The sequence below is a fragment of the Streptomyces sp. N50 genome, from assembly GCF_033335955.1.
GTDB lineage: Bacteria > Actinomycetota > Actinomycetes > Streptomycetales > Streptomycetaceae > Streptomyces.
Genome location: NZ_CP137549.1, coordinates 2,961,343 through 2,986,722, shown reverse-complemented (window position 1 = coordinate 2,986,722; position 25,380 = coordinate 2,961,343). Strand labels below are relative to the sequence as shown.

Here is a 25,380-nt window from a genome sequence, read left to right as displayed (position 1 = left end):
TTAACCCTTCACTCCGGTGAGCGTGACGCCCTCGACGAACGCCTTCTGTGCGAAGAAGAACACGAGGATCACGGGGGCCATGACCAGTACGGTCGCGGCCATGGTGAGATTCCAGTCGGTGTGGTGCGCGCCCTTGAACGACTCCAGGCCGTAACTCAGCGTCCAGGCACCGGGGTTCTCGGACGCGTAGATCTGCGGCCCGAAGTAGTCGTTCCAGGCGTAGAAGAACTGGAAGAGCGCCACAGCGGCGATACCGGGCTTGGCCATCGGCAGCACGACCCGCACGAGCGTCTTGAACTCGCCGCAGCCGTCGACCTTCGCCGCGTCCAGGTACTCGTTCGGGATGGTCATCAGGAACTGCCGGAGCAGGAAGATGGAGAACGCGTCGCCGAACGCCATAGGGATGATCAGCGGCCACAGCGTGCCCGAGAGGTCCAACTGCTTGGCCCAGAACAGGTACATGGGGATGATCACGACCTGCGGCGGCAGCATCATCATCGAGATGACGAGCATCAGCGACAGATTCCGGCCCCGGAAGCGGAACTTGGCGAGCGCGTACGCCACCGGGATCGACGACACGACGGTCAGGACGGTGCCGAGACCGGCGTAGATCAGCGTGTTCTTCCACCAGGTGAGGAAGCCCGGGGTGTCGAAGACCTTCTTGTAGTTGCCCCACTCCCAGGTGTGCGGGATGAGGTCGCGGCTCAGGGCCTGGCTGTCGCTCATCAGCGAGGTCAGGAACACGAACACGAAGGGGAGCGTGAAGAAGAGGGCCGCGGCGACGCCGAGCGAGTGGACCGCGATCCACTCCATGAGCGCCTTGCGGCGGGCGGTGCGCTCGGCGGGGGTCACCGGCGCCCTCAACTCCACGGGCTTGTCCAGTACTTGGGCCATCGGTCAGTCACCTGCCAGGTTGAGGCCGCCCCGGCGCCGCATCAGGAACGCGGTGAACACCATCGACAGGGCGAACAGGACGAGTGCCACCACGCAGGCCGAGCCGTAGTCGAAGCGCTGGAAGCCGAGGTTGTAGACGAGCTGGGGGAGGGTGAGCGTGGACTTCTCCGGGTAGCCGGGCTCGAACTGGGTGCCGGCGCCCTGGATGACGCCGGACGCGACCTTCCCGGCGATGAGCGGCTGTGTGTAGTACTGCATGGTCTGGATCACGCCGGTGACGACGGCGAACATCACGATGGGTGAGATGTTCGGCAGCGTGACGAACCGGAACCGCTGCCAGGCCGAGGCCCCGTCCAACTCCGCGGCCTCGTACTGCTCTTGGGGTACGTCGAGCAGCGCGGCCATGAAGATGACCATCAGGTCGCCGATGCCCCAGAGGGCGAGCAGGGTGAGCGCCGGCTTGGACCAGGTGGGGTCGTTGAACCAGCCGGGGGCCGGGATGCCGACCTTCTCCAGGAGTGAATTGACGGGCCCCGTACCGGGGTTGAGGAGGAACGCGAAGGCCATCGTCGCCGCGACGGGCGGGGCGAGGTAGGGCAGGTAGAAGAGCGTCCGGAAGACACCGGTCGCCGTCTTGATCTTGGTGATCAACAGCCCTACGCCCAGGCCGAATACGACCCGGAGGCTGACCATCACCACGACCAGCCACAGGGTGTTGCGCATCGCGGGCCAGAAGTACGGATAGTTCTTGAAGACGTACGTCCAGTTCTTCGTCCCCACCCACGTCGGCGGCTTGAAGCCGTCGTAGTGCATGAACGAGAAATAGACCGTCGAGATCAGCGGATACGCGAAGAAGACCGCGAAGCCGATCAGCCAGGGCGACATGAAGGCGAGGGTGCGAAGCGCCGACCGGCGGCGCTTCGACGCCAGGGTAATGGTGCTCATTCCGGGGCTACTTCGCCTGCGCGATGTCGGTGTCGATCTGCTTGGCCGTGCTCTTGAGGGCGGAGTCCAGGTCCTTCACCTTGCCGCTCTCGTAGTCGTAGCCGAGGTTCTGGATCGTCGTCAGGTACACACCGCCGTTGATCGAGGCGGGACTTGTCGTCGAGTACTGGTTCGACGCGATGTCCAGGAACGTCTTGAAGCGCGGGTCGTACTTCAGCTTCGGGGACTTGAGGGCGGCGAGGGTGGAGGGCACGTTGTGGATGCCGTTGGAGAAGTTGACCACCGCGTCCGTGTCCGTGGTGATGTACTTGACGAACTCCCAGGCGGCGTTCTGCTTCTTGCTGTTGGCGGCGATTCCGGTGATCGTGCCGGTGATGTAGCCCTTGCCGTACTGGGCGACCTGGTCGTCCGGGACGGGCAGCGGGGCAACTCCGATGTCCAGCTTGGGATTTGCCGCCGTGGCCATCCCGAGCCGCCACTCGCCGTCGAGCTGCATCGCGACCTGGCCGGTGTGGAAGGGGTGCTTGTCGCCCCACTCGTCGCCGAGGGTGGAGCGGTAGCTCTCCAGCTTCTTGAAGCCGCCGAGTTCGTCGACGAGCTTCTTCTGGAGGGTGAAACCGGCCTTGAACGCGGGGTCGGTGGCGAGCGCCGACTTGCCGCTCTTGTCGAAGTACGTCGGCGAGAACTGGGCGAAGATGTGCTCGGTGGTGGTCTCCCAGCCGTGGTAGTCCGGCATGAACCCGAGTTGCGAGTACGTGTCGCCCTTGCTGATCGTCAACTTCTTGGCGTCGGCCTCGAATTCGGACCAGGTCTTGGGCGGGCTGGTGATGCCGGCCTTCGCGAATTCCGTCTTGTTGTAGTAGAGCCCGTAGGCGTCGCCCAACAGGGGTGCGGTGCAGCGGTTTCCGTCGAACTGGGTGTACTCGTTCATCGCCTTCGGGAACGTCGTCTCCGGGTCGATGTTCGCCTTCTTGAAGAAGGGGTTGAGATCGACCAAGGCGCCCGACGAACAGAACTTGCCGACGTTGTTCGTGGTGAACGACGAGATCACGTCAGGGGACTTGCCGCCACCGGTGCGCAGCGCCTGGTTGATCTTGTCGTCGGTCATGTTGCCGACCACGTTCACATGGATGTTGGGGTGCGCCTTCTCGAACCCGGCGACCAGCGACTTCACGGCGCTCAGCTCGGAGGCGGCGCTCCAGGCGTGCCAGAAGTTGATGGTCACGTCCTTCGAGGCGTCGTCGGAGGCACCGGACGAGGACTGGCCCGTACAGGCGGTCGCGAGAAGGGCGAAGGAGGCGGAGGCGGCGACTGCGATGACCGCTTTCCGGGATATTCCGGGCATGGCGAGGTCTCCCAAGGGCAGGGCGGGGCGAGGTGGTCGGGGAAGCCGGGTGGTTCGGGGTGGGCCGAAGTCGGTCTGGGGGAACCGGAGTCGGCCGTGCGGGAAGTCTGGTCAGCGCGAGGTGTCGAAGACCTCGTCGCGGGTCGTTGCCAGCGCGCTCTCCAACGCGCCGCGCAGCACGGGGTGTTCATGGACGTCGCCGACGACGAGCCGGGGCCGCGACGCCGCCAGCTCCTCCAACTCGGCCTGGACCAGGGCGCGGAGAGGTTCGCCGCCGGCGGCCAGCGAGGCACCGCTGAGGACGACGAGTTCGGGGTCGAGTACGGAGACGAGGGAGGCGAGACCGGTCGCGAGGTGGGTCGCGTAGATCTCCAGGAGCCGCCGCTGGGGACCGCTGGTGTGGTCGGCGGCGGTGGCGACGAGGGCGGCGGCGACCTCGGCGTAGGGACCCGTCGGGATCTCGGTGATGCCGAGTTCGCGGGCGAGCTGGGGCAGGGCCTGCGAACCGGCCAGGGCCTGGTAACCACCGCTGTTGGCCTTGGTCACCTGGCGGACCAGGGGTGCGCCCGGCACCGGCAGGAAGCCGACCTCGCCCGCGCCGCCGGTCCAGCCGCGGTGCAGCCGGCCGCCGAGGACGAGGGCGGCGCCGAGACCGCCCTCGTTCCACAGCAGCACGAAGTCCCCGTGCCCGCGGGCCGCGCCGAGCCGCTGCTCGGCGATGGCGACGAGGTTGACGTCGTTCTCGTACTCCACCGGCATCGGCAGCGCGGCGGCGAGTTCGTCGAGGAGGGCGGGGGAGTGCCAGCCCGGGAGGTGGGAGGCGTAGCGCAGCCGTCCGGTGTTGGGGTCGAAGGCGCCCGGGGTGCCGATGACGAGGCGGTGGACGTCGTCCCGGGCGAGCCCGGCGGCCTTGACGGCTCCGTCGAGGGCGTCGGTGACCTGCCGCACGACGGGCTGGGCGGGCCGCCGGCCCGGGGTGGCGAGCTCGAACTCCCCCACCGTCCGGCCGGTGACGTCGGCGACGGCGGCGCGGATGCGTTCCGGAGTGACGTCGAGCCCGGCGGCGTAGGCGGCACTCGGATTGACCACGTACAGCTGGGCGTTGGGCCCCGGCCGCCCCTCGCTCGTCCCGGTGGCGAGCACGAGCCCCGCCGCCTCCAGCCGGGCCAGCAGCTGCGAGGCGGTCGGCTTGGAGAGGCCGGTGAGCTTGCCGATCCGGGTGCGGGAGAGCGGGCCGTGCTCCAGGAGGAGGTCCAGGGCGGCGCGGTCGTTCATGGCGCGCAGGACGCGGGGGGTGCCCGGGGTGCCGGTGCCGACGCCGGTGCCGTTGCCGGGGGTACCGGAGGTTCCTGCCATGTCGTACGCCACCTGCCTTTCGAACTCCCGAACCACACAGCGTGTCACGTGATCACTGTTAGGAAAGTTTCCAATTGGGTGGGAGGAACGTAAGCCCGGGGCGAAGGGGGCGTCAATAGACACCGCCCCCGAGGCAACAGACTCGTTACCTGCGGGGGCGGTGGGGGTACTGAAGGAGCCGCTGGTCCTACTTGACGTCGATGAAGTCACCGGCGGCCGTGGCCGCGCCGGTGGTGGCGGTGCCGGCGAAGACGTAGCGGAAGTAACCGTCCTGCGCGGCCTTCACGGTCGTCGTCAGGGCGCCGCCCGTGCCGGTGGTGACCGTCTTGACGGTGGTGTAGGTGCTCGAACTCTTCGCCCGGAACTGCAACTTGGCGGGCTGGGACACGTAGCCGGTGTACGTACCGCGCTCCCAGTCGGCCCGGGTCAGCTTGCCAGTGACCGTGATGGTCTTCCCCTTCTTCACCGGCTCGGGGGAGGCGTTGACGGTGAGCTTGGCGGCGCGCTGGATCTTCACCTTGCCCTTGTTGCCCCAGGCGGCGAAGTCGGAGGACGCGCTGATCTTGTCGTCCGAGTCGTCGAGGTCGTAGGTGGAGTGGGCGTAGAAACCGGCGACGTTCCAGGTGGTCGCGTCGGCGGTCTCGTACAGGCTGTCCTCCGGGTCGATCGCGATCGTGTCGGAGCAGGACTCGGTGACCGTGGTGTCCGTCGTCGCGGTCGTCGTGCAGGTCGGCGCGAGGGTGCCTTCGACGTCGTTGTCCATGGCGGCGAGCCGTCCGCGGTAGAGCATGATCCCCATGAACGTCGTCCTGTTGTCGGCGACCAGCTCCGCCGGACGCGTCAGCGTGTACGTCACGGGCACCTTCACCGCGGCGGTGGTGCCGACGACGACCGCCTTCCCCTTGTTGACCGTCACGTCGGAGAAGACCAGGTCCGGCGTGGCGGCCTGCGCGAGCGGCGCGGCCAGACCGGTCAGGGCCAGGGCACCGGTCAGGGCGGCGCCGATGGCGAGTTTTCTCATTCTTGTCCCCACATTTCGAAACGGACCCCTGGGCATTGCGCTCCAGAACAAGGGCCCGTCGTGGGGTGACCTTAGGCATGGCGGACCTGCGATGAAAATGAATTGAGCCTGTGAAGGTGATCGCATCACGGCTTCGTCACGATGGCTAAAGCCGCAGGTGAGGGCGGTGGGCGGGGATTCTGGTGATGTGCCGGAATTGCGAGCCCTGTTGGGCGCTTTTCGGCCGCTACGGCGCCGCGCCCGAGGCCGATTCGTGATGCGGGCCCGCCGGTCCTGCCAGCCGCCTCACAGATTCCTGACTTTTGATCAACCCCGTTTGCGAGAGGCAGGGAACGGTGAACGGGGTGCGGGCGTGAAGGTGTGGGCGGGGTGCTTGCGGGAGGCGGCGTGCGCGATCGCCGTACCCGTGGTGATCCGGGTCGGCTTCGAACTCTGGGACCGGGGCGGCGTCGCCTGGAGCGCGGCGGGCGAACTGGCGGCGACATGGGCCGCCGCGAGCGTCGTATGGGCGGCCGTGGCATGGCTGTTGCTACGACACCGGGCGCGCGGGTCGGGCATCACCCTCACCCCGGACGCCCTCGCCGCCCGCCAGACCCGCCAACTCCGTTTGCTACGGCCCTCGGTGGGCTGGTCGGACCGGATGCGCGCGGAGCTGAAGGCGTCGGACCGCGCGTCCGTCACGGCGGAGAAGGGGCGCGAGGAGATCTGGTTCCACTGGCGGCCGGGGCGTCGTAGGCGCACCGTCTGGGGATCGATCACCTTCGACGAACCTTCGGGGACGGTCCGGCTCGATCTGCGGGACGGCGCGGCGTATACGGGGGGTGGGGAGTTGCGCAGGGGGGCGGCGTTCGTCGCGTTGTGCCAACTGGCGCGGGAGTTGGGGCTGGTGGAGGCCGAGGGTACTCGGTGACGGGGAAGGGGTGGGGTGCGGAAGTGTGACACTTCTGTGGGGAGGATCCGGTGTGGCGCGGGCCCGGCAACGGGGCGGGCGGCGCTGGTCAGTGCAGGGTCGCGGTGAACTTCGTCCAGGTGGTGGGGGTCAGGCGGAGGACCGGGCTGGCGGGGGACTTTGAGTCGCGGATGGCTATGGTGCCGGGGATGTTGCGGGCGACTTCGAGGCACTCGCCGCTTCCACCGCATGTCCTCGCTGATGCTCTCGATCAGGCTGAGCGAGTCCCTGGGGGCCAGGCTCAGCCGTGCCGTGCGTTCGAAGAACGAACTGTACGTCGAGCTTTCGGCGTCGTTCTCGACCCACACGGTAGCCGCGATGCTGTCGACGTGGACCACGTCAACCGCCTCGGTCTCGGCGAAGGAGATGATGTTGAACGAGCCTGCCATGCAGGCGTGGCCGCCGGCCCGGAAGGGCAGCACCTGGAGGCGGACATTGGGGAGTTGCGCTGTCTTCAGCAGGTGCTGCAGCTGCGCGCGCATCACCTCGGGGCCGCCGACCTGCTGCCGTAGCGCACCTTCTCCGATGACCGCGTAGACCTGGAGCGGCTCGGGTGCCGACAGGCGGGCCTGACGCCTCATGCGGACGTCGACGAAACCCTCGATCTCGTCGGGGTCCTGCCACAGACCCACGCTGACGACCACCCCTCGCGCGTACTCGGGTGTCTGCAACAGGCCGGGTACGAAGGCTTGTTGCGTCCAGTAGCCGGGCTACGGATTTGGAGTCGTCCAGCCCGTAGAACTCGCACAGCACCCGGATGTCGGGGTCCTGTCGGCACGGCACGGCACGGCACGGCGCGGCACAGGCGGTGAGCGCGCGTACGACGGTCGGTGTGTGGCGCACCCCCCCCCGCGAGCCAGCCGTCACACGCCTACGCCGAGGCCCTGGCATGGACATGGGTTGTGGCTGATGCCACCATCGGGCGGATGCTTGATGAGAACAGAAAACATCCTTCGATCTGGCGTCATCGCGACTTCCTGCTCTTATGGGGTGGGCAGACGGTCAGTGAGATGGGGTCGCAAGTCACCATCCTGGCCCTGCCGTTGGTCGCCGTCGTGCTGTTGGAGGCCTCCGCATTCCAGGTAGGCCTGTTGTCGGCCGCGGAGACGAGTGCGTATCTGCTGGTGGCGCTGCCGGCCGGGGCCATAGTCGACCGGGTCCCCAAGCTCCGGCTGATGATCTGGTGCAACCTCGCGCTGTTCCTGGTGATCGGCTCGGTGCCGCTGGCGCACGCGGTCGGGGCGCTGACGCTCGCCCAGCTCTACGCCGTCGCGCTGGTCTCCAGCGTCTTCTCCGTGTTCTTCTCGGTGGCCTACCAGAGTTATCTGCCGGTGCTGCTCGACCGTGACCAGCTCATGGACGGCAACGGCAAGGTCGCCGTCTCCGGGTCGGTCGCGCAAATCGCCGGGCCCAGTCTGGGCGCGGGGCTGGTGGCGCTGGTCGGCGCCGCGGGGGCGATGGCCGCCGACGCCCTCTCCTTCGCGTTGTCGGCGGGCTCACTGACGGCTGTCCGTACCCGTGAGCCACGCCGGCCCGCGGCCGAAGCCGACCGGAGGCGGCCCAGGCTGTGGGCGCAGATCCGCGAGGGGCTCTCCTATGTCACCCGTGACCCCATCCTGCGGAACTCGGTGGCCTTCAACGGCACAGCCAACTTCTTCGTCATCATGGTGGAGACCCTCGGCCCGGTGTTCCTGATCCGCACGCTGCATCTGCGTCCCGCCCTGGTCGGGCTGCTGCTGGCGCTGGGGGCCGTCGGCGGGGTGGCCGGCGGCGTGGCGGCACGGTACCTCGCCCGGAAGGTCGGCTCGGCGAGGATCAGCTGGATCTCGATGACCGTGCTGTCCCTGCCCGGCCTGCTGATCCCGCTCGCCGGACACGGCTGGTGGGTGCTGCTGTTCGGCTTCGGCTGGATCTCCTGGACCTTCGCCTCCACCGTCGCGGGGGTCTCGCTGACCACTTACCGCCAGGCCGCCTGCCCGCCGGACATGCTCGGCCGGGTCAGTGCCGCCGCACGCTGGATCACCTGGGGCACGCTGCCGCTGGGCGGCGTGGCCGGTGGCGCGCTCGCCACCGCCCTCGGCGTCCGGACCACCTTGTGGATCGCCGTCACCGGCGGCTGCTGCGCGGGACTGTGGCTGTTCTTCTCACCCTTGCGTGGCATGCGCGACATCCCTCTCGGAAGGCCCGAGCCCGAGCTCGCCGGCGGACTGCCGTGACGATGTCGGCCCAGCCACCACGCCCGCGCTTACCATCCGAGGCTGGAAGAGGTCCGGTGATGAGTGGGGCAACAGATGAGCGAGCAGTCCTGGTACGGCGTCCGGTGTGTGTTCCGGCACCGTGAACTCGGCGTCTACGAGGAGCGGTTGACCCTGTGGCGGGCCACCTCGCTCGACGAGGCCATCAGCCGCGGGGAGGTGGAGGCGCACGAGTACTGCGCCGACCTCGACGGCGTCGAGTACGCCGACTTCGCCGAGGCGTACCAGATGTTCGGCGAGCCGGGGGAAGGTGCCGAGGTCTTCTCGCTCATGCGGGAGAGCGGGTTGCCCGCCGGCGAGTATGTGGGGCGGTTCTTCGCCACGGGGGCGGAGCGGGCGGGGTTGGGGGAAGCCTGATGGCGGGTTGAGGTGACCTCGCCGACCAGGGGATGCACGAACCCCACCCGACCCAGTACGCCCCCTGCAACTACCGCGTCCCCGGCCGCTGCGAAGAAAGAGGCGAAGTGGCCGCCACCTGAGGCGAATCCGAGTTGGAGTACACGGACGGCGCCGCGACCGCCTCCGTCGGGTCCGCCGCATCCTCCACCGGATCAGCCGTAGCCCCGCCCACGATGCGGATGTTCGCCTCGTCGAAGGCCCGCTTCACCCGCCACCGCAGTTCCCGCTCGACGCTCACCGACTTGCCGGGCATCGTGCGAGCGGAGAGCCGGACGACCATCGAGTCGATGAGGACGCTGTCCAGGCCGAGGACCTCGATCGGGCCCCAGAGCAGCTCGTTCCAGGGCTCTTCCTTACTCATGCGCTCCGTGACCGCGTCCAGCGTCGCCTTCACCCGGTCCAGGTTCTCGGACGCCTTCACCGTCACGTCCACGCCCGCCGTCGCCCACCCCTGCGACAGGTTCCCGATGCGCTTGACCTCGCCGTTGCGGACGTACCAGATCTCGCCGTTGTCGCCGCGGAGCTTCGTCACGCGGAGGCCGACCTCGATGACCTCGCCGGAGGCGACGCCCGCGTCGATCTGGTCGCCGACGCCGTACTGGTCCTCAAGGATCATGAAGACGCCGGAGAGGAAGTCCGTGACGAGGTTGCGGGCGCCGAAACCGATCGCCACGCCCGCGACACCGGCGGAGGCGAGCAGCGGGGCGAGGTTGATCTCGAAGGTCGCCAGGACCATGAGCGCGGCTGTGCCGAGGATCACGAAAGACGCCACCGAGCGGAGGACCGAGCCGATCGCCTGGGAGCGCTGGCGGCGGCGTTCCGCGTTCACCAGGAGACCGCCCAGCGCCGTGCCGTCCACCGACTCGACCGTGCGGTTCATCCGGTCTATCAGCTTGGTGATCGCCCGCCGTACCGTCATTCTCAGGACCGCCGCGATCACCACGATCAGCAGGACCCGGAGACCTATCGCCAGCCATGTGGACCAGTTCTGCTCCACCCAGCTCGCGGCGTTGGTCGCGCTCTCCTGGGCGTCCTGGAGAGAGGGCACGGTCACCGCGGTCTCCGAGGGGCTCGGGGACGGCGACGGCGTGGCGGCGGCCAGTAGGACGGCGGACAAGGACACGGCAGGTACCTCCAGGTGCTGCGTCTGTCCTCCGGCGTCGTCCGACAGGGGCAAGGTCACGAATAGGTCACCGTGAGGGCAGGCCCACCACACTATCGGGGCATCGTGTGTGGATCGTTGCCGTGTTCAGGGGAGAGGCTGTGCTCAGCCGGGAATGAACAGGTGGGACGAACCCACACCCGTCCCGGCCCCGCATCACATGTGGTCGAAAACACTCCCAGCCCGTTACCGGGACATGGTGGCGCTTCCACCAGGCATGAGGGGAGACTGACTACAGATCGTCCCGGCGCGAGCCACGCGCCGCCGACGCACAAGGAGGCATCCGTGCCGCATGTCCTGGTCCTCAACGCGTCGTACGAGCCACTCGGCGTCGTACCGCTCCGCCGCGCGCTCGTCCTCGTCCTGGAGAACAAGGCAGTCTCCCTTGAGGAATCCGGCGCCTTTATGCACAGCGCAACTGTCACAGTCCCCGCACCCAGCGTGGTCCGGCTCAAGCGATTCGTGCGGGTTCCCTACCGGGGGCCCGTTCCTCTCACCCGCCGGGCGCTCTTCGCGCGCGACGGGGGCCGGTGCATGTACTGCGGTGGCGTCGCAACCAGCGTCGACCATGTCATTCCGCGCAGCCGCGGGGGCAAGCACGCCTGGGACAACGTGGTGGCGTCCTGCCGCCGCTGCAACCACACGAAGGCCGACCGGCACCTCTTCGAGATCGGCTGGCGGCTGCGCCACAAACCCGCCCCACCCACCGGCCTGGCCTGGCGCATCATCGGGACAGGTCATAGGGACCCGCGCTGGCTGCCGTACCTGCAGCCGTACGGCGCGGAGGACGCGATGGCCCGGATCGACGGCATCTCCGCCTGACGATCCGGGCTTTTGTGTACGCCCACGTACGGCGGTACGGAGTCGTCCGCCCCGGCAGCCCCCCGTGCTGCCGGGGCGGACCGTCATGCGTAGCGCAGTTCGCCCGGCCGCACCGACCGCCGCAGCAGCGGCAGTGAGGTGGCGGCCGCCAGCACGCAGGCCGCGTACACGCCGACCGGCACCAGCAGCGCCGCGTACGGCACCGGTACGTCCGTGTGCCGGGAGACGGCGGCGCCGTACCAGAAGCTGATCGCCGTGCCGCCCAGGCCCGCGACCGCGATCGCCGGGAACAGCGGCAGCGCGGTCTCCAGGAGGAGCGCGCGGGCCAGTACGGCGTGCGGGACCCCGGCCGCGGCCTGCGCGGCCAGGCCCCGGCGCCGGGTGGCGAGGGACTCAGCCGTGCCTACGGCCAGGGCCGTCAGGACGAGTGCGAAGGCGACGAGGATCGCGGCGGCGGTGAGGTCGATGCCGGTCGTGTAGTACGACATGCGCGTGCCGAGGTGGCCCCTGCGGCGCATGTCCTCCAGGTCCGCGAGCAGGATCTGGCGTACGCCCGCGAAGCCCGAGCCGACGACCGTCACCAGCAGCAGTGCCGCGTGGGTGCGGGCGGTCGACCAGGGGTCCTCGCGCATCCGTTCCGCCGCGATCAGCAGCGCGGGGCGCGAGGTGCCGGCCGCGAAGCCCTCACCCAGTTGGCGGGACGAGGCACCGGACAACCAGATCGCGATCGGGCTGATCAGTACGGCCAGGACGAGCACCGTCACCGGGCCGAGACCGAAGGACACCGGGCTGCCGAACACCGGCGTCAGCGCGATGGCCGCCAACATCACCGCGAGCAACCGGGCCGCCGTCCCGAACAGCCGCCCCGGCCCCCGCACCGGCCGCGTCCGCCGCACCCGTCCCAGCGGATCCGCCACCACCCGGCGCAACGCCACCGCGCTCACGACCGCCCCCAGCACCGGCACCGCCACGGCGACCAGGACGACCCCGGCCCAGTCCGTGGCGTACGGCAGCAGCGGTACGACGATCGCCGTCGCCACCACCGCCCCCACCAGACACGCGAGCCCCGACTCCAGCGCCGCGATCCGCCGCACCTGCCAGGGCCCGGCCCCCGCCAGCCGCAACGCGGCCAGCCGCCGGTCCCGGTGCACCGCCCCGATCCGCGCACACTGCCCGAGAAACCCGAGCACCGGGATCAGCAGCAGGCCGAGCGCCAGGCTCACGTTCCGCCGGTCACTGGGGGAGTCGAACAGCCCGGACCCGAAGGACACGGAGTGGAACCCGTCCAGCGACAGCAGCGCTACGACGCCGATCCCGATCCCCGTCGCCAGCGCGGCCCCGGCCGCCGTGAGCCCGACCCGCCACCACTCGCGCCGGTCCGACCCCCGCGTGAGCAGCCAGGCCAGCCGCAGATCCGTGAGCAGCGCGCTCATACCGCCACCCCCGCCGTCGCCACGGTCCCGTCCGCCAGCCGGATCTCACGGTCCGCGTACGCCGCGACCTGCGCGTCATGGGTGATGAGCAGCACCGCCGTACCGGACTCGCGGGCCGTGGTGACCAGGGCCGTCATCACCTGCTCGCTCGCCAGGGAGTCCAGCGCGCCGGTCGGTTCGTCCGCGAAGACGACCTTCGGGCCGGTCACCAACGCCCGTGCCAGCGCGACCCGTTGGGCCTGGCCGCCGCTCAGCTCGCCCGGCCGCAGCTCGCCCTGCCCGCGCACCCCGAACCGCTCCAGCCACTCACCGGCCGCCGCCCGGGCGTCCGTGCGCGAGGTGCCCGCGAGCAGCAGCGGCAGCGCGACGTTGTCGACGGCCGTCAGCTCGGGTATCAGCTGGCCGAACTGGAAGACCACCCCGAACTCGGTGCGCCGCAGCTCGCTGAGCCGCTTCTCCGGCAGGTCGTCCAGCCGCTTCCCGGCGTACGTCACGCTCCCCTCGTCGGGGCGGACGATCCCGGCCAGGCAGTGGAGAAGGGTGGACTTGCCGCTGCCGCTGGGCCCCGTGACGGCGAGGATCTCGCCGGTGTGCAGCTCGGCCGAGGCGCCGGTCAGCGCGCGGGTCCTGCCGTGCGTCTTGGCGAGGCCACGGGCCGCGAGGAGCGGCGCCGCCGTACCCCCGTTGTCGCTCATGCTGTGTCGACCTCCGCGGTCAGAGTGGTCAGCCGGGCCGCCGTCGTCGCCATCCAACGGAGGTCCGCGTCAAGGTGGTTGAGGGCGTAGTCCGCCGAGAGCACGGTCGCGAGGTCGGTGCCCTTGGCGGTCTTGACCGCCGTGAGTTCCCTCATCCGCTCCATGTGCGCGGCGCGTTGGGCCCGCAGATAGGCCTCCGGGTCGCCGTCGGCCAGGATCGAGACGACGACCTTGGCGAAGATCTCGTTCGTCACGAAGGGCGCGGGCGGCGCGATCTCCCCGGCCCAGCGGGCGAGTTCACGCGAACCGTCCGCCGTCGCGCGGTACGCCGTGCGCTCCGGGCCGCCGTCCGAACCGGTGCCGTAGACCTCCGTGAGACCGTCCCGGACCAGCCGCTGGAGGGTCGTGTAGACCTGCCCGTAGGCCAGCGGGCGGGCCTGCGGGAAACGTTCGTCGTGGCGTCGCTTGAGGTCGTAGCCGTGGCTCGGTCCCGAGGCGAGCAGGCCCAGCAGGATGTGGCGGGTGCTCATGGCGCTCAGTATGCACTGGATACATGTACTGAGTGAATAGTGATCAGCCGGAAAACACGGGGGAGTGGGGGGAGGGAGTGGCCGCAGTGCCACCCGTACCCCAACCTGGAGGTCTGCCGTCGCGTCCACTGGGTAGGGCTTGCGGTGACCATCTCCCACGCTCGCCCGACACGACAAGGAGGCCCCCGTGGCCGCAGCATCGGCATCACTTCCGCGCCCGGCCCGCTCCAAACGCACCCTGGAGCCGGCCGCCGACCTCACCCCCGACCTGTTCTTCCTCGACTCCGAGGGCGCCTGGGCCGAGACCCCGCTGACCAGCGAACCCCCGCTGGCCGACGCCGAACCCCTCACCAGCGAGCCCCCGCTCGCCGACGCCACCCCGCTCACCAGCGAGTCCGCCACGATGGACGCGCCGCTGACCAGCGAGGCCGGCCTGACCGACGACCCGATGACGACGAGCGGTGAACTCGCCGCCCTGGCCGACCCGTTCGCCGGCCCGGACCCGACGAGGCCCTAGATGACCGCACCCCGGCCGGCGGACGCCCTCGGCGAGGATCTGGCGCACCTCGCCGAACTGCACGGCGTCGCCACCGCCTACAGCCCCTCACCGGACCGCGCGGTCCCCGCCTCGGCCGTCGCGGTCGTCGCCGTACTGGCCGCCCTCGGCGTCGACGCGAGCACCCCGCAGGCCACCGCCGCCGCGCTCGCCGCCCGCCGACAGGAGCTGGCCGCACGGCTGTTGCCGCCCACTGTCGTGGGTCGCTGCGGCAGCACGCCCGCCGCGCTGGACGCGCTGCCCGAGGGCACCGTGCTCCACATCGAGACCGAGCAGGGCGAGTCGCGGTCGAGCACCGAGCAACTCCCGCTCGGCGTCCACCACTTGACCGCCACCGCGCCGGACGGCCGCAGCGCCGAGGCCCAACTCGTCATCGCCCCGGACCGGTTGCCCGCGCCCGCGGAACGGTCGTACGGGCTGATGGTGCAGGTGTACTCGCTCCTCTCGCGGCGCTCCTGGGGCATGGGCGACCTCGGCGATCTGGGTGAACTCGCCGCCTGGGCCGGGCGATCGCTGGGGGCCGGGTTCGTGCAGGTCAACCCTCTGCACGCGGCCGTGCCGGGCGCGCCCACCGACCCCTCGCCCTACCGGCCGTCCTCGCGCCGCTTCCCCGACCCGGTGTATCTGCGGGTCGAGGACGTCCCCGAGTTCGCGTACGTCGAGGAGAGCGAGCGGGAGCGGCTGCGCGGACTCCTCGCACAGGCCGCGCGGCTGCGTGAATCCGTCCTGGAGAAGGACGCGTTGATCGACCGCGACGCCGTGTGGGAGCTGAAGCGGGAGGCGCTGGAGGTCGTACGGGAGGTCCCGCTCGGCCCCGGACGACGGGCCGCCTACGTCGACTTCCTCGCCCGCGAGGGCGAGGCGCTGGAGGACCACGCCACCTGGTACGCCCTCGCCGAGGCGCACGGCTCGAACTGGCGGGAGTGGCCGGCCGCCCTGCGCGACCCGCGCTCGCCCGAAACCGCCCGCGCCCGGGGCGAGTTGATGGACCGCGTCGACTTCCACTGCCGCCTCGCCTGGCTCACCGACGACCAGCTCACCGCCGCCCAGCGGGCCGCGCGGGAGGCGGGCATGCCGATCGGGGTCGTGCACGACCTCGCGGTCGGGGTGCATCCCGACGGCGCCGACGCCTGGGCGCAGCAGGAGTACTTCGCCGGCGGCATGTCGGTCGGAGCGCCCCCGGACGCCTTCAACTCCCTCGGCCAGGACTGGGGGTTGCCCCCCTGGCGCCCCGACCGCCTCGCCGAGTCCGGCTACGCCCCGTACCGCCGCCTGCTCCGCGCGCTCTTCCGCTACGCCGGTGCCCTGCGCATCGACCACGTCATGGGCCTGTTCCGCCTGTGGTGGGTCCCGCAGGGGCATCCGCCCACCGAGGGCACCTACGTCCGCTACGACGCGGAGGCCATGCTCGCCGTCCTCGCGCTGGAGGCCTCGCGCGCCGGGTCCGTGGTGATCGGCGAGGATCTGGGGACCGTAGAACCGGGTGTGCGCGAGACCTTGCAGGAGCGTGGGGTGCTCGGGACGTCGGTGCTGTGGTTCGAGCGGGACTGGGAGGGCGACGGGCGGCCGCTCGCGCCCGAGAAGTGGCGGGCCGACTGCCTCGCCACCGCCACCACCCACGATCTGCCGCCCACCGCGGCCCGGCTCACCGGTGAACACGTCGAACTCCGCGACCGGCTGGGCCTGTTGACCCGGCCGGTGGAGGAGGAGCGGGTCGAGTCCGCCACCGACGTGGGGGAGTGGCTGGCGCTGCTGGCCCGGCTCGGCCTCTACGAGCACCCCACGGGCGGCGGGCGTCCCGCGTCCGAGGAGGAGGCGGAGATCCACGCCGTCCACCGTTTCCTGCTCCGCACCCCGGCCCGCATGATCGGCGTCTGGCTCCCGGACACCGTCGGTGACCGGCGCCCGCAGAACCTGCCCGGCACGTGGGACCAGTATCCGAACTGGCGCCTGCCCATCGCCGATGCGGAGGGGCGGCCGGTGACGCTGGAGGAGCTGGCGGCTTCGCCGCGGCTGCACGCACTGGTGGACGTGCTGCGGGTGGGGCTGGGGGAGGGCGAGGGGGCGGAGGCCGGTGGAGAAGGCGGTCCGTGAGGCCCGTGCGACCCACACCGCACCCCATACGGCACCCCGGGCGCGCGGCTCGTTCGGACGTTCGCTACTTTTGCGGTGTGGACAAGAAGAACGCCCTGCGCGCCGGCGCCCTGGCTGCCGGTACGACGCTGATGATGCTGCTCATGACGTCCCCCGCGCTCGCGCTCACCCGCGACGACGGTGACGACCCGGGCTCCGGCCTGAGCGTCGCCGAGACGCTGGGGCTCTATGTCCTGATCCCGCTCGCCCTGTTCGCGGTCATCGCGGGCCTGGTCATGGCGCTGGACAAGTCCAAGGACCGCGCGCCGAAGGCCAAGCCCGGTAAGTCCGGCAAGACCGGCACCGCCGTCGACGCCAAGGTCTGACCTCACCTTTTCCGGAAGGCGCCCCCATCACCCACTGCGGTGAGGCGGGCGCCTTCGGCATGTCCTGCGGCGGGCACCCTCTGCCGCTGAATAGACCTGAACAGACCTGAACAGACCTGTACAGAGCGGTCATCACTCGGTCGAGGCCAGCAACTTCCTCAGCAGGTCGGCCAGTTGGTCGGCCTCTTCGGCGTCCAGGCCGGACAGGGCCGCCGTCTGGGTCGCGAGTCCGGAGCCGACCGCTTCGTCCATCAGCGCCAACCCCTTCTCCGTCAGGGTGACTTGGAGGCCGCGGCGGTCGTGCGGGTCGGGGGAGCGGCGGAGCAGGCCGGCCCGTTCCAGTTTGTCGAGGCGGCCGGTCATGCCGCCCGTGGTGAGCATCAGGGTCGCCGAGAGCTCGCGCGGCGAGAGCGTGTACGGCTCGTCGGCCCGGCGCAGGGTCGCGAGGACGTCGAACTCCCCGCGCGAGATGCCGTGCGGGACGTACGCCTTCTCCATGCGGTCGCCCATGGCCCGGGCGAGCCGGAAGATCCGCCCGAAGACCTCCATCGCGGCGGTGTCGAGGTCGGGCCGCACCGTCGCCCACTGCTCGACGATCGCGTCGACGGGGTCCTTGCCGACGGGGTCCTTGTGGTTCATGGGGTGAGTATCCGCCGGTCAGTAGGTCGGTCGCAAGAAAGTGGATCAGCGCTCAGTGGATCAGCGCTCAGTGGATCACGGGTAAGTGGCTTGACGATAACTAGCTTACGACTAAGCTAGTTACCAGTGACCTACCTGAAGGGTGCGTCCCATGCCGACCACCAGCCGCCCCGCCCTCATAGTCCTCACCGCCCTCGCCCCCGTCTCCTGGGGCACCACCTACGCCGTCACCACCCAGTTCCTCCCGCCCGACCGCCCCCTCTTCACCGGCCTGATGCGTGCCCTCCCCGCCGGCCTCGTGCTCCTCGCGCTCGCCCGGGTGCTGCCGCGCGGCGCCTGGTGGTGGAAGTCGGCGGTGCTCGGCGCGCTGAACATCGGCGCCTTCTTCCCGCTGCTGTTCCTGTCGGCGTACCGGCTCCCCGGGGGCATGGCGGCGGTCGTCGGGTCGGTCGGGCCGCTGATCGTCGTAGGACTCTCGGCCGTGCTGCTGGGGCAGCGGCCCACGGCCCGGAGCGTGCTCACCGGTGCCGTCGCGGCCTTCGGCGTCAGTCTCGTCGTACTGAAGGCGGCCGGGGCGCTGGACCCGGTCGGCGTGCTCGCGGCCCTGGCCGCCACCGCGTCCATGTCCACCGGCACCGTGCTCACCAAGCGGTGGGGCCGCCCCGACGGCGTCGGCCCGCTGGCCCTCACCGGGTGGCAGCTCACCGCGGGTGGGCTGCTGATCGCGCCCGTCGCCCTCCTGGTCGAGGGGGCGCCGCCCGCGCTGGACGGGCGGGCGGTCGGCGGTTACCTGTACCTCGCGCTGGCCAACACGGCGATCGCGTACTGGCTCTGGTTCCGCGGCATCGGCCGGCTCTCCGCGACCCAGGTCACCCTCCTCGGCCCGCTCTCCCCGCTGACCGCGGCCGTCGTCGGCTGGGCCGCGCTCGGGCAGGCGCTCACGGCGGTGCAGGTGGCGGGGATGGCGCTGGCGTTCGGGGCGACGGTGTTCGGGCAGATCGGTCCGCGTACGTCTCCTGTTCGCGTCCGGGAGGTAGCGTCACGCGGGAACACCGTGACGCAACGCCGGAGGCACCCGTGGCCGAAGAGTCCTGCCCCAGTTGTGGCAAGCCCCTCACCGCACGGGCGGGCCGTACCGGCCGGCGGTCCGTCTACTGTTCCGCCGCCTGCCGGCAGAAGGCGTACCGGGAGCGACAGGGCGGTGGCGGCGGGGTCGGAGTCGACGGGCTGATCAAGGAGATCGGGCGGCAGGTGGAGCAGCTGGTCCCGCAGCCGCCTTCCGTCTTCTACTCCGGCGTGACGGAACTGTCGTCCTCCGTCGCGCGGTTGAGGCGGGTGGCCCGGACGGCGCGGGACAGCGCTCAGGAATCCGTCACGCACCTACCCGTTACGGAAGCCCCCGCCGTCCCCCAAGTCCCCGTCGACGAGGGTGACTTCGCCGCCCTCGTCGAGTCCCACCGGCGTGAGATCCAGGTCCACTGCTACCGCATGACCGGGTCCTACGACGACGCCGAGGACCTGGTCCAGGAGACGTTCCTGCGGGCCTGGCGGGCCCGGGACACCTTCGAGGGGCGGGCCGGTGCCCGTACCTGGCTGTACCGCATCGCCACCAATGCCTGCCTGGACTTCCAGCGCCGTACGGCCCGCCGCCCCAAGCGCTACGAGCCCTTGCCCGGCATGAACCACGGCGGCGGCGAGCCGCCCGCCCGCATCACGTGGCTACAGCCTTACCCCGACGGCGAGTTGCCCTCCGCCGAGGAGCAGCCGGAGGCCGCCGCGGTCTCCCGCGAGACCCTGGAACTGGTCTTCCTGGCCGCCGTCCAGCATCTCCCGCCGCGCCAGCGCGCGGTGTTGGTGCTGCGGGACGTCCTCGGGCTCACCGCCGTGGAGACCGGCGAGGCGCTCGACATGACCGTGGCCTCGGTCAACAGCGCGCTGCAACGCGCCCGCCCCACCCTGCGCGACCGCCTCCCCGGTCGCCGTGCGGACTGGACGGCTTCCGAACCCACCGAGCGCCAACGCACCCTGGTCAAGCGGTACATGGCCGCCGCCGAGCGTCTCGATCTGTCCGAGGTCGCCGCGCTGCTCAGCGAGGACGTCACGCTCACCATGCCGCCGAACCCGTTCTGGTTCACCGGCCGCGATGCGCTGCTCGAATTCCTGAGAGTGAGTCTCGACGCCAACTCACCTATGTTCCTGGGGCATTGGCGCCATCTCCCCGCCCGCGCCAACGGGCAGCTCGCGGCCGGGGGTTACGTCCGCCGACCGGGTACGACGGTCTACCGCGCCCAGGTCCTCGACGTGCTCCGCTTCGGCCCCGACGACCGGATCGTGGAGATCACGTCCTTCGAACCGCACCTGTTCCCGGCCTTCGGACTGCCGCTGCGGCTGTGAGCGACGAGGGGTGACCGATGACTGGCGGGTCCCGCGTGCGTCTGTATGGCCGACTCGAACGACACACGACCCGCAAGGAGAACCACCATGCTGCTCACCGACAAGACCGCGGTCGTCTACGGCGCCGGAGGCTCGATCGGCGGTGCGGTCGCCCGTGCCTTCGCCGCCGAGGGGGCCCGCGTCCACCTCGTGGGACGCACCCGGGAGACCCTGGAGGCCGTGGCCAGTGACATCAAGGACGCCGAGGTGGCTGTCGTCGACGCCCTCGACGAGAGCGCCGTCACCGAGCACCTCGCCCGCGTCGGCGACATCGACATCTCCTTCAACCTCGTCTCGCGCGGTGACGTCCAGGGACTGCCGATCACCGAGATGCCCGTCGACGACTTCCTGCGGCCCGTTCTCAACGGCACCCGCGCCAACTTCATCACCGCCCGCGCCGCCGCCCGCCGCATGGCCGAGCGCGGCAGTGGTGTCGTCCTCACCCTCAACAGCGGTTCCGCGCACGGCAGTCCGATGATGGGCGGCACCGGTCCCGCCGACGCGGCGACCGACAGCCTCGTGCGCAACCTGGCGATGGAGCTGGGCCCGCGCGGGGTGCGCGCCGTAGGACTGTGGGCCGCGGGCATCCCCGAGACCCTGACCGTCGAGAAGCTCGGCAAGGTCAACCCCGACCTCAACGAGGCGGCGATCCAGGGCATCCTCGACCATCTGTCGGGCCTGCGCATGACCCGCCGCAACCCCACCCTCGCGGAGATCACCGCGACCGCCGTGTTCCTCGCCTCGGACCACGCGGCGAGCATCACCGGCACGTTCGTGAACGTCACGGGCGGGATGTTCCCGGGCTGAGGACGGGCCGGGGGGATGGGTCAGGGGACGGCTGTCGGGGTCGTTCGTCCCCGGGGTCCCTCTTGACATGCCGTACCCCTGGAGCTCCCATGGGGAAGTTCAACAGCCTTGTGGGGACGGTGAGTTGGCGTGGTGACGAAGGGGAGGGCCGGCGTGCGGACACCGCACTTCCGGGGCGCGCCGTATCCCGGCGTCGACGAACTGGAGCGGCAGGCCCGCGCGTTGGCCGCCCTGGCGCCCGGGGCGCTGCGGCTGCGCGCCGTGGGGGAGAGCCGGGCCGGGCGGCCGTTGTGGCTGCTGTCGGCCGGGCACGGGGACCGGCAGTTCCTGACCGTCGCGGGCGCGCACGCCAACGAACCCGTGGGCGGGGCCTCCGCACTCCGCCTGGCACGGCTCTTCGCCCGCCGGCCGCACCACCTCCAACTGCTCGGCTGCACCTGGCACTTCCTGCTCTGCCTCGACCCGGACGGGGCGCACCTCGCGCAGGGCTGGCAGCCGGAGGAACCGGAGCCGTCCCTGGAGGAGTGCCACCGCTCCTTCTACCGGCCCGAGTTCGCCTGCCAGCCCGAGTCGATGCCGGCCCGGGGCGCCGGACGGCAGCCGCTGCCCGAGTCCGCGGCGCTGGTACGGCTGCTCGACGAGCTGCGGCCCGCCGCCCAGTTCACCCTGCACGGCATCGAGTTCGGCGGCGGCTTCGTGATGCTCACCAAGGACGTCCCGGGTGTCGCCGACGCCTTCCGGCGCACCGCGGCCCGGCTGCGCGTCCCCCTCGTCCATCACCCCCTCGACGGCCTCGACTGGCGCCCGGAACCGCCGGGCGTCCTGGTGCTGCCGTCGGGCCGGGGTACGGGTGAACGCGACCAGAGCGGTTTCGTCGCCGAGAGCACCTGGCTCCACCCCGGGCGCTACGGCACCCTCACCGCGCTCGTCGAGGCGCCCGCCTGGGCCGTCGCCGCGACCGGCGACCCGAGGCCCGCCGCCGACCCGGCCGGGGAGACCGCGCGGGTGAGCGAGCTGCTCCTCGACCGGACCCGGCAGCTCACGGCCGTACTCGACGGGCGGGCACTCGACGCTGTGCCCGAGGAGCTGAGACCGCTGCGGGACGCGGGGCTGGAACTGGTCGACGTCTCACCGTCCATCGCCGGCACCTGGGCCGCCGAGGAACTCCCCGCGCACGAGGGCCACTTCGCGACCCTGGGCGTCTCCGCCCGCCGGGTCCCGCTGCGTGCGGCGGCCATGCTGCGCCGCGCCCTCGCCCGCACCGCCCCCGACGCCGCCGAGACCCTCGGGAACGTGGTGCACGAGTGGTGCCAGGAACTGCGGAAGTCCTACGACCCGCGGTGGGTGCCCGTGGCCGTACAGACCGGGCTGCACCTGAGGACGATGCTGGACACCGCGCGGCTGCTGGGCGCGGAGGGCGGGCGTACGGAGGGCGAGTACACGGAGGGCGGGTGACCTGGTTGGTCACCCGCCCTCCGTCTGGTCCTGCCTAGTGGTCGGCGGCCGCGTCCGCGGCCTGTGCCTTGAGCGCGCGCTCCACGCCCGAGCGGGACTCCGAGACCAGGCGGCGCAGGGCCGCGTTGGGCTCGGCGGCCGCCAGCCAGGCGTCCGTGCGGTCCAGGGTGTCCTGGGAGACCTGGACCGACGGGTAGAGACCGACCGCGATCTGCTGGGCGATCTCGTGCGACCGGGTGTCCCAGGCCTCCTTGACGGCGGCGAAGTACTTCTCCGTGTACGGCGCCAGCAGTTCACGCTGGTCCGTCTGTACGAAGCCCGAAATGACCGCTTCCTGAAGGGCGTTGGGGAGCTTGTCGGACTCGACGACCTGCGCCCAGGCCTCCGCCTTCGCCTCCTCGGTCGGACGGGCGGCACGGGCGGTCGCGGCGTGCCGCTCACCGGCGGCCGTCTTGTCCCGCTCGTGCTCCGAGGCGATGTCCTCCTCGTCGAAGTGCCCGACCGCCACGAGCCGCTCGACGAACGCCCAGCGCAGCTCGGTGTCGACGGCCAGACCCTCGATCGTCGTCGCGCCGTCCAGCAGGGAGTCCAGCAGGTCCACCTGCTCCGGGGTGCGCGCGGTCGCCGCGAACGCCCGCGCCCAGGCCAGCTGGTGGTCACTGCCGGGCTCGGCGGACCGCAGGTGCGCCAGCGTGGCGTCGGTCCAGCGGGTGAGCAGGGTGTCGCGGGTGGCCGGGTCGGCGTACAGCTCGATCGCGAGCTTCACCTGCCGCTGGAGCGACTGCACGACGCCGATGTCGGACTCCTTGCCGATGCCCGACAGGACGAGCGACAGGTAGTCACGGGTGGGGAGTTCGGCGTCCCGCGTCATGTCCCAGGCCGAGGCCCAGCACAGGGCGCGGGGCAGCGAGGACTCGAAGTCGCCGAGGTGCTCGGTGACGAACGCGAGGGACTGCTCGTCGAGACGGACCTTCGCGTACGACAGGTCGTCGTCGTTGAGCAGGACGACGTCCGGACGGCGCTTGCCCACCAGCTGCGGTACAGCGGTGAGTTCGCCGTCCACGTCCAGTTCGACGCGCTCGTCGCGCACCAACTTGCCGGTGCTCTCGTCGAGTTCGTAGAGGCCGACCGCGATGCGGTGCGGGCGGAGCGTCGGCTCGCCCTTCGCACCGGCGGGCAGGGCCGGGGCCTCCTGCCGGATCGCGAACGCGGTGATGACACCGTCCGCGTCCGTCTCGATCTCCGGGCGCAGGATGTTGATCCCGGCGGTCTGCAGCCAGGCCTTCGACCAGGTGCTCAGGTCACGCCCTGAGGTCTCCTCCAGCGCGCCGAGCAGGTCGGACAGGCGGGTGTTGCCGTACGCGTGGCGCTTGAAGTACGCCTGCACGCCCGCGAAGAACTCGTCCATGCCGACGTACGCGACGAGCTGCTTCAGGACGCTCGCGCCCTTGGCGTACGTGATGCCGTCGAAGTTGACGAGGACGTCGTCCAGGTCGCGGATCTCGGCCATGATCGGGTGCGTGGACGGGAGTTGGTCCTGCCGGTACGCCCAGGTCTTCATCGAGTTGGCGAACGTGGTCCATGAGTGCGGCCAGCGCGAGTCGGGCGCGTAGGCCTGGCAGGCGATGGAGGTGTACGTGGCGAACGACTCGTTCAGCCACAGGTCGTTCCACCACTCCATGGTCACGAGGTCGCCGAACCACATGTGGGCCAGCTCGTGCAGGATGGTCTCCGCGCGGACCTCGTACGCGGCGTCGGTCACCTTGGACCGGAACACGTACTGGTCGCGGATGGTCACCGCGCCCGCGTTCTCCATCGCGCCCGCGTTGAACTCCGGGACGAACAGCTGGTCGTACTTCTTGAAGGGGTACGCGTAGGCGAACTTCTCCTGGAACCAGTCGAATCCCTGCCGGGTGACCTCGAAGATCGCGTCGGAGTCGAGGTACTCGGCGAGCGAGGGCCGGCAGTAGATGCCGAGCGGGACGGACTGCCCGTCCTTTTCATAGACGCTGTGGACGGAGTGGTACGGCCCGACGATGAGCGCGGTGATGTACGTCGAGATGCGCGGCGTCGGCTCGAACACCCAGATGTCGTCCCGGGGTTCGGGCGTCGGGGAGTTGGAGATGACGGTCCAGCCGGAAGGTGCCTTCACGGTGAACTGGAAAGTCGCCTTGAGGTCGGGCTGCTCGAAGGAGGCGAAGACCCTTCGCGCGTCCGGCACCTCGAACTGGGTGTAGAGATAAGCCTGTTGGTCGACGGGGTCGACGAACCGGTGCAGCCCCTCACCGGTGTTGGTGTAGGCGCAGTCGGCGACGACGCGCAGAACGTTGGGTCCCTCCAGCAGACCGGCCAGGGCGATCCGGGAGTCCTTGAAGACCTCGTCGGGGTCGAGCGGGTCGCCGTTCAGCGTCACCTCGTGGACGGCCGGGGCGACCAGGTCGATGAAGGACTCGGTGCCGCCCTCCGTCACGTCGAAGCGCACCGTCGTCGCGGACCTGTAGGTCCCGCCCTCCTGCGCGCCGGAGAGGTCGAGATCGATCTCGTACGAGTCAACGGTGAGCAGCGTTGCCCGCTGCTGCGCCTCTTCGCGAGTCAGGTTTGTGCCAGGCACGCGGTCATCTCCTCGTTATGTGTGGGTTGCGCCATCCTTCCACGGGAGCCGACGGAAGCGCGATGTCCGTATCCCGCCGGTGAGCGGGGCGAACGAGCGCGAGCCTGGGTTCATGACGACATACACGGCACGACCCGTCGACCCGACGGCCCTGAAGGAACTGCGCTCTGCTGACGATGCGGGACGCGGAATGGTTCCCGTGATCGATGAGGAGGGCGGTGCTCCGCTCCGCTGCTGCCTGCGCCGCAGCGAGCCGGGGGAGCGGATCGCCCTGGTCTCGTACGCCCCGCTGCGGCGCTGGGCTGCGGAAACGGGCGCGGAGCCGGGGGCGTACGACGAACAAGGCCCGGTGTTCATCCACGCGGAGGAGTGCGGGGGGCCTGCGGCCGGCTCCGGGTATCCCTTCGCGGGGGCCCACCGGGTGCTGCGGCGGTACTCGGCCGAGGGGCACATCCTGGGCGGGGAACTGGTCGACACCCTCGACGACGCCGCCTTCACCCGGGCCTTCGCCGACCCGGCCGTGGTTCTCGTCCACGTCCGGGCGGTGGAGTACGGCTGCTTCCACTTCGAGGTGCGCAGGGCGTAGCACCCTGCGCACCTCAGACGCCGGACGG

At 70.6% G+C, this 25,380-nt stretch carries 23 protein-coding genes and 2 pseudogenes; 12 read left to right on the top strand and 13 right to left on the bottom strand.

Annotated features, from left to right (window positions below):
* The 5 genes from R2B38_RS13070 to R2B38_RS13050 form a co-directional block, all read right to left on the bottom strand.
* Entirely contained in the window at window positions 1-894 is an 894-nt protein-coding gene (locus R2B38_RS13070; RefSeq protein WP_019065213.1) for a carbohydrate ABC transporter permease, read from the bottom strand.
* A gap of 3 nt (window positions 895-897) precedes the next feature.
* Window positions 898-1,839: a sugar ABC transporter permease gene (locus R2B38_RS13065; RefSeq protein WP_318016383.1), complete on the bottom strand. Its 942-nt coding sequence runs from the start codon at window positions 1,837-1,839 to the stop codon at window positions 898-900.
* Window positions 1,840-1,846: 7 nt separating this feature from the next.
* Window positions 1,847-3,184, bottom strand: a complete 1,338-nt coding sequence (locus R2B38_RS13060; protein ID WP_318016382.1) for an ABC transporter substrate-binding protein — start codon at window positions 3,182-3,184, stop codon at window positions 1,847-1,849.
* Between the two features lie 111 nt (window positions 3,185-3,295).
* Window positions 3,296-4,540: an ROK family transcriptional regulator gene (locus tag R2B38_RS13055; RefSeq protein WP_318016381.1), complete on the bottom strand. Its 1,245-nt coding sequence runs from the start codon at window positions 4,538-4,540 to the stop codon at window positions 3,296-3,298.
* Window positions 4,541-4,727: 187 nt separating this feature from the next.
* Complete coding sequence (locus R2B38_RS13050) at window positions 4,728-5,561, bottom strand: hypothetical protein (protein WP_318016380.1); 834 nt, start codon at window positions 5,559-5,561, stop codon at window positions 4,728-4,730.
* Between the two features lie 373 nt (window positions 5,562-5,934).
* On the opposite strand from R2B38_RS13050, the gene R2B38_RS13045 reads away from it, so the two are divergent.
* Window positions 5,935-6,471 carry a hypothetical protein gene (locus R2B38_RS13045; protein WP_318021947.1) on the top strand — a complete coding sequence of 179 codons (537 nt, stop codon included), beginning with the start codon at window positions 5,935-5,937 and terminating at the stop codon, window positions 6,469-6,471.
* An 88-nt stretch (window positions 6,472-6,559) separates the two neighbouring features.
* Here the strand turns inward: R2B38_RS13045 and R2B38_RS13040 are convergent.
* Both R2B38_RS13040 and R2B38_RS13035 read right to left on the bottom strand, forming a co-directional pair.
* Window positions 6,560-6,691, bottom strand: a pseudogene (locus tag R2B38_RS13040) (DUF397 domain-containing protein); the annotation flags it as partial.
* Between the two features lie 85 nt (window positions 6,692-6,776).
* Window positions 6,777-7,154, bottom strand: a pseudogene (locus R2B38_RS13035) (DUF5753 domain-containing protein); the annotation flags it as partial.
* A gap of 282 nt (window positions 7,155-7,436) precedes the next feature.
* Between R2B38_RS13035 and R2B38_RS13030 the strand changes: the two are divergent.
* The gene (locus R2B38_RS13030) at window positions 7,437-8,726 is read left to right on the top strand and encodes an MFS transporter (protein WP_318021665.1); all 1,290 of its coding nucleotides are present in this window, start codon (window positions 7,437-7,439) and stop codon (window positions 8,724-8,726) included.
* A 75-nt stretch (window positions 8,727-8,801) separates the two neighbouring features.
* Entirely contained in the window at window positions 8,802-9,122 is a 321-nt protein-coding gene (locus tag R2B38_RS13025) for a hypothetical protein (protein WP_318016379.1), read from the top strand.
* 70 nt (window positions 9,123-9,192) lie between these two features.
* On the opposite strand, the gene R2B38_RS13020 is transcribed toward R2B38_RS13025, so the two are convergent.
* A complete protein-coding gene (locus R2B38_RS13020; protein ID WP_318021664.1) occupies window positions 9,193-10,287 on the bottom strand; it encodes a mechanosensitive ion channel family protein in 1,095 nt (364 codons plus the stop codon).
* Between the two features lie 324 nt (window positions 10,288-10,611).
* Here R2B38_RS13020 and R2B38_RS13015 point away from each other — a divergent pair, with 324 nt between their 5' ends.
* Complete coding sequence (locus R2B38_RS13015) at window positions 10,612-11,148, top strand: HNH endonuclease (RefSeq protein ID WP_033284586.1); 537 nt, start codon at window positions 10,612-10,614, stop codon at window positions 11,146-11,148.
* Window positions 11,149-11,231: 83 nt separating this feature from the next.
* Here R2B38_RS13015 and R2B38_RS13010 read toward each other — a convergent pair whose 3' ends face one another.
* From R2B38_RS13010 to R2B38_RS13000, 3 genes are read right to left on the bottom strand one after another with little or no spacing between them, the layout of a single operon-like run.
* Window positions 11,232-12,581 carry an ABC transporter permease gene (locus R2B38_RS13010; RefSeq protein WP_318016378.1) on the bottom strand — a complete coding sequence of 450 codons (1,350 nt, stop codon included), beginning with the start codon at window positions 12,579-12,581 and terminating at the stop codon, window positions 11,232-11,234.
* Window positions 12,578-13,276 carry an ABC transporter ATP-binding protein gene (locus R2B38_RS13005; RefSeq protein WP_318016377.1) on the bottom strand — a complete coding sequence of 233 codons (699 nt, stop codon included), beginning with the start codon at window positions 13,274-13,276 and terminating at the stop codon, window positions 12,578-12,580. The genes R2B38_RS13010 and R2B38_RS13005 overlap by 4 nt, the downstream gene beginning before the upstream one ends.
* On the bottom strand, window positions 13,273-13,806 hold the full coding sequence (locus R2B38_RS13000; protein ID WP_318016376.1) for a PadR family transcriptional regulator: 534 nt from the start codon (window positions 13,804-13,806) through the stop codon (window positions 13,273-13,275). The genes R2B38_RS13005 and R2B38_RS13000 overlap by 4 nt, the downstream gene beginning before the upstream one ends.
* Before the next feature lie 187 nt (window positions 13,807-13,993).
* Here R2B38_RS13000 and R2B38_RS12995 point away from each other — a divergent pair, with 187 nt between their 5' ends.
* The 3 genes from R2B38_RS12995 to R2B38_RS12985 all read left to right on the top strand — a co-directional run bounded on the left by R2B38_RS12995 (window position 13,994) and on the right by R2B38_RS12985 (window position 16,821).
* Window positions 13,994-14,323, top strand: coding sequence for a hypothetical protein (locus tag R2B38_RS12995; RefSeq protein WP_411978445.1), 330 nt, complete (start codon window positions 13,994-13,996; stop codon window positions 14,321-14,323).
* The gene (gene malQ / locus R2B38_RS12990) at window positions 14,324-16,456 is read left to right on the top strand and encodes a 4-alpha-glucanotransferase (RefSeq protein ID WP_318016375.1); all 2,133 of its coding nucleotides are present in this window, start codon (window positions 14,324-14,326) and stop codon (window positions 16,454-16,456) included.
* 77 nt (window positions 16,457-16,533) lie between these two features.
* Window positions 16,534-16,821, top strand: a complete 288-nt coding sequence (locus R2B38_RS12985; RefSeq protein ID WP_318016374.1) for a hypothetical protein — start codon at window positions 16,534-16,536, stop codon at window positions 16,819-16,821.
* Window positions 16,822-16,953: 132 nt separating this feature from the next.
* On the opposite strand, the gene R2B38_RS12980 is transcribed toward R2B38_RS12985, so the two are convergent.
* On the bottom strand, window positions 16,954-17,460 hold the full coding sequence (locus R2B38_RS12980) for a MarR family transcriptional regulator (RefSeq protein WP_318016373.1): 507 nt from the start codon (window positions 17,458-17,460) through the stop codon (window positions 16,954-16,956).
* Between the two features lie 151 nt (window positions 17,461-17,611).
* Between R2B38_RS12980 and R2B38_RS12975 the strand changes: the two genes are divergently transcribed.
* From R2B38_RS12975 to R2B38_RS12960, 4 genes are all read left to right on the top strand, one after another.
* Window positions 17,612-18,691, top strand: coding sequence for an EamA family transporter (locus R2B38_RS12975; RefSeq protein ID WP_318016372.1), 1,080 nt, complete (start codon window positions 17,612-17,614; stop codon window positions 18,689-18,691).
* 20 nt (window positions 18,692-18,711) lie between these two features.
* Window positions 18,712-19,854 carry a sigma-70 family RNA polymerase sigma factor gene (locus tag R2B38_RS12970; RefSeq protein ID WP_318016371.1) on the top strand — a complete coding sequence of 381 codons (1,143 nt, stop codon included), beginning with the start codon at window positions 18,712-18,714 and terminating at the stop codon, window positions 19,852-19,854.
* A gap of 87 nt (window positions 19,855-19,941) precedes the next feature.
* Window positions 19,942-20,700 (top strand): SDR family NAD(P)-dependent oxidoreductase, encoded by a 759-nt coding sequence (locus R2B38_RS12965; protein ID WP_318016370.1) that lies wholly within the window; start codon window positions 19,942-19,944, stop codon window positions 20,698-20,700.
* A gap of 153 nt (window positions 20,701-20,853) precedes the next feature.
* The gene (locus tag R2B38_RS12960) at window positions 20,854-22,155 is read left to right on the top strand and encodes a M14 family zinc carboxypeptidase (RefSeq protein ID WP_318016369.1); all 1,302 of its coding nucleotides are present in this window, start codon (window positions 20,854-20,856) and stop codon (window positions 22,153-22,155) included.
* A 34-nt stretch (window positions 22,156-22,189) separates the two neighbouring features.
* Here the strand turns inward: R2B38_RS12960 and pepN are convergent, their stop codons facing one another.
* Entirely contained in the window at window positions 22,190-24,766 is a 2,577-nt protein-coding gene (gene pepN / locus R2B38_RS12955) for an aminopeptidase N (RefSeq protein WP_318016368.1), read from the bottom strand.
* 112 nt (window positions 24,767-24,878) lie between these two features.
* Here pepN and R2B38_RS12950 point away from each other — a divergent pair, with 112 nt between their 5' ends.
* A complete protein-coding gene (locus R2B38_RS12950; RefSeq protein ID WP_318016367.1) occupies window positions 24,879-25,352 on the top strand; it encodes a DUF1203 domain-containing protein in 474 nt (157 codons plus the stop codon).
* Window positions 25,353-25,380: the final 28 nt, after the last annotated feature.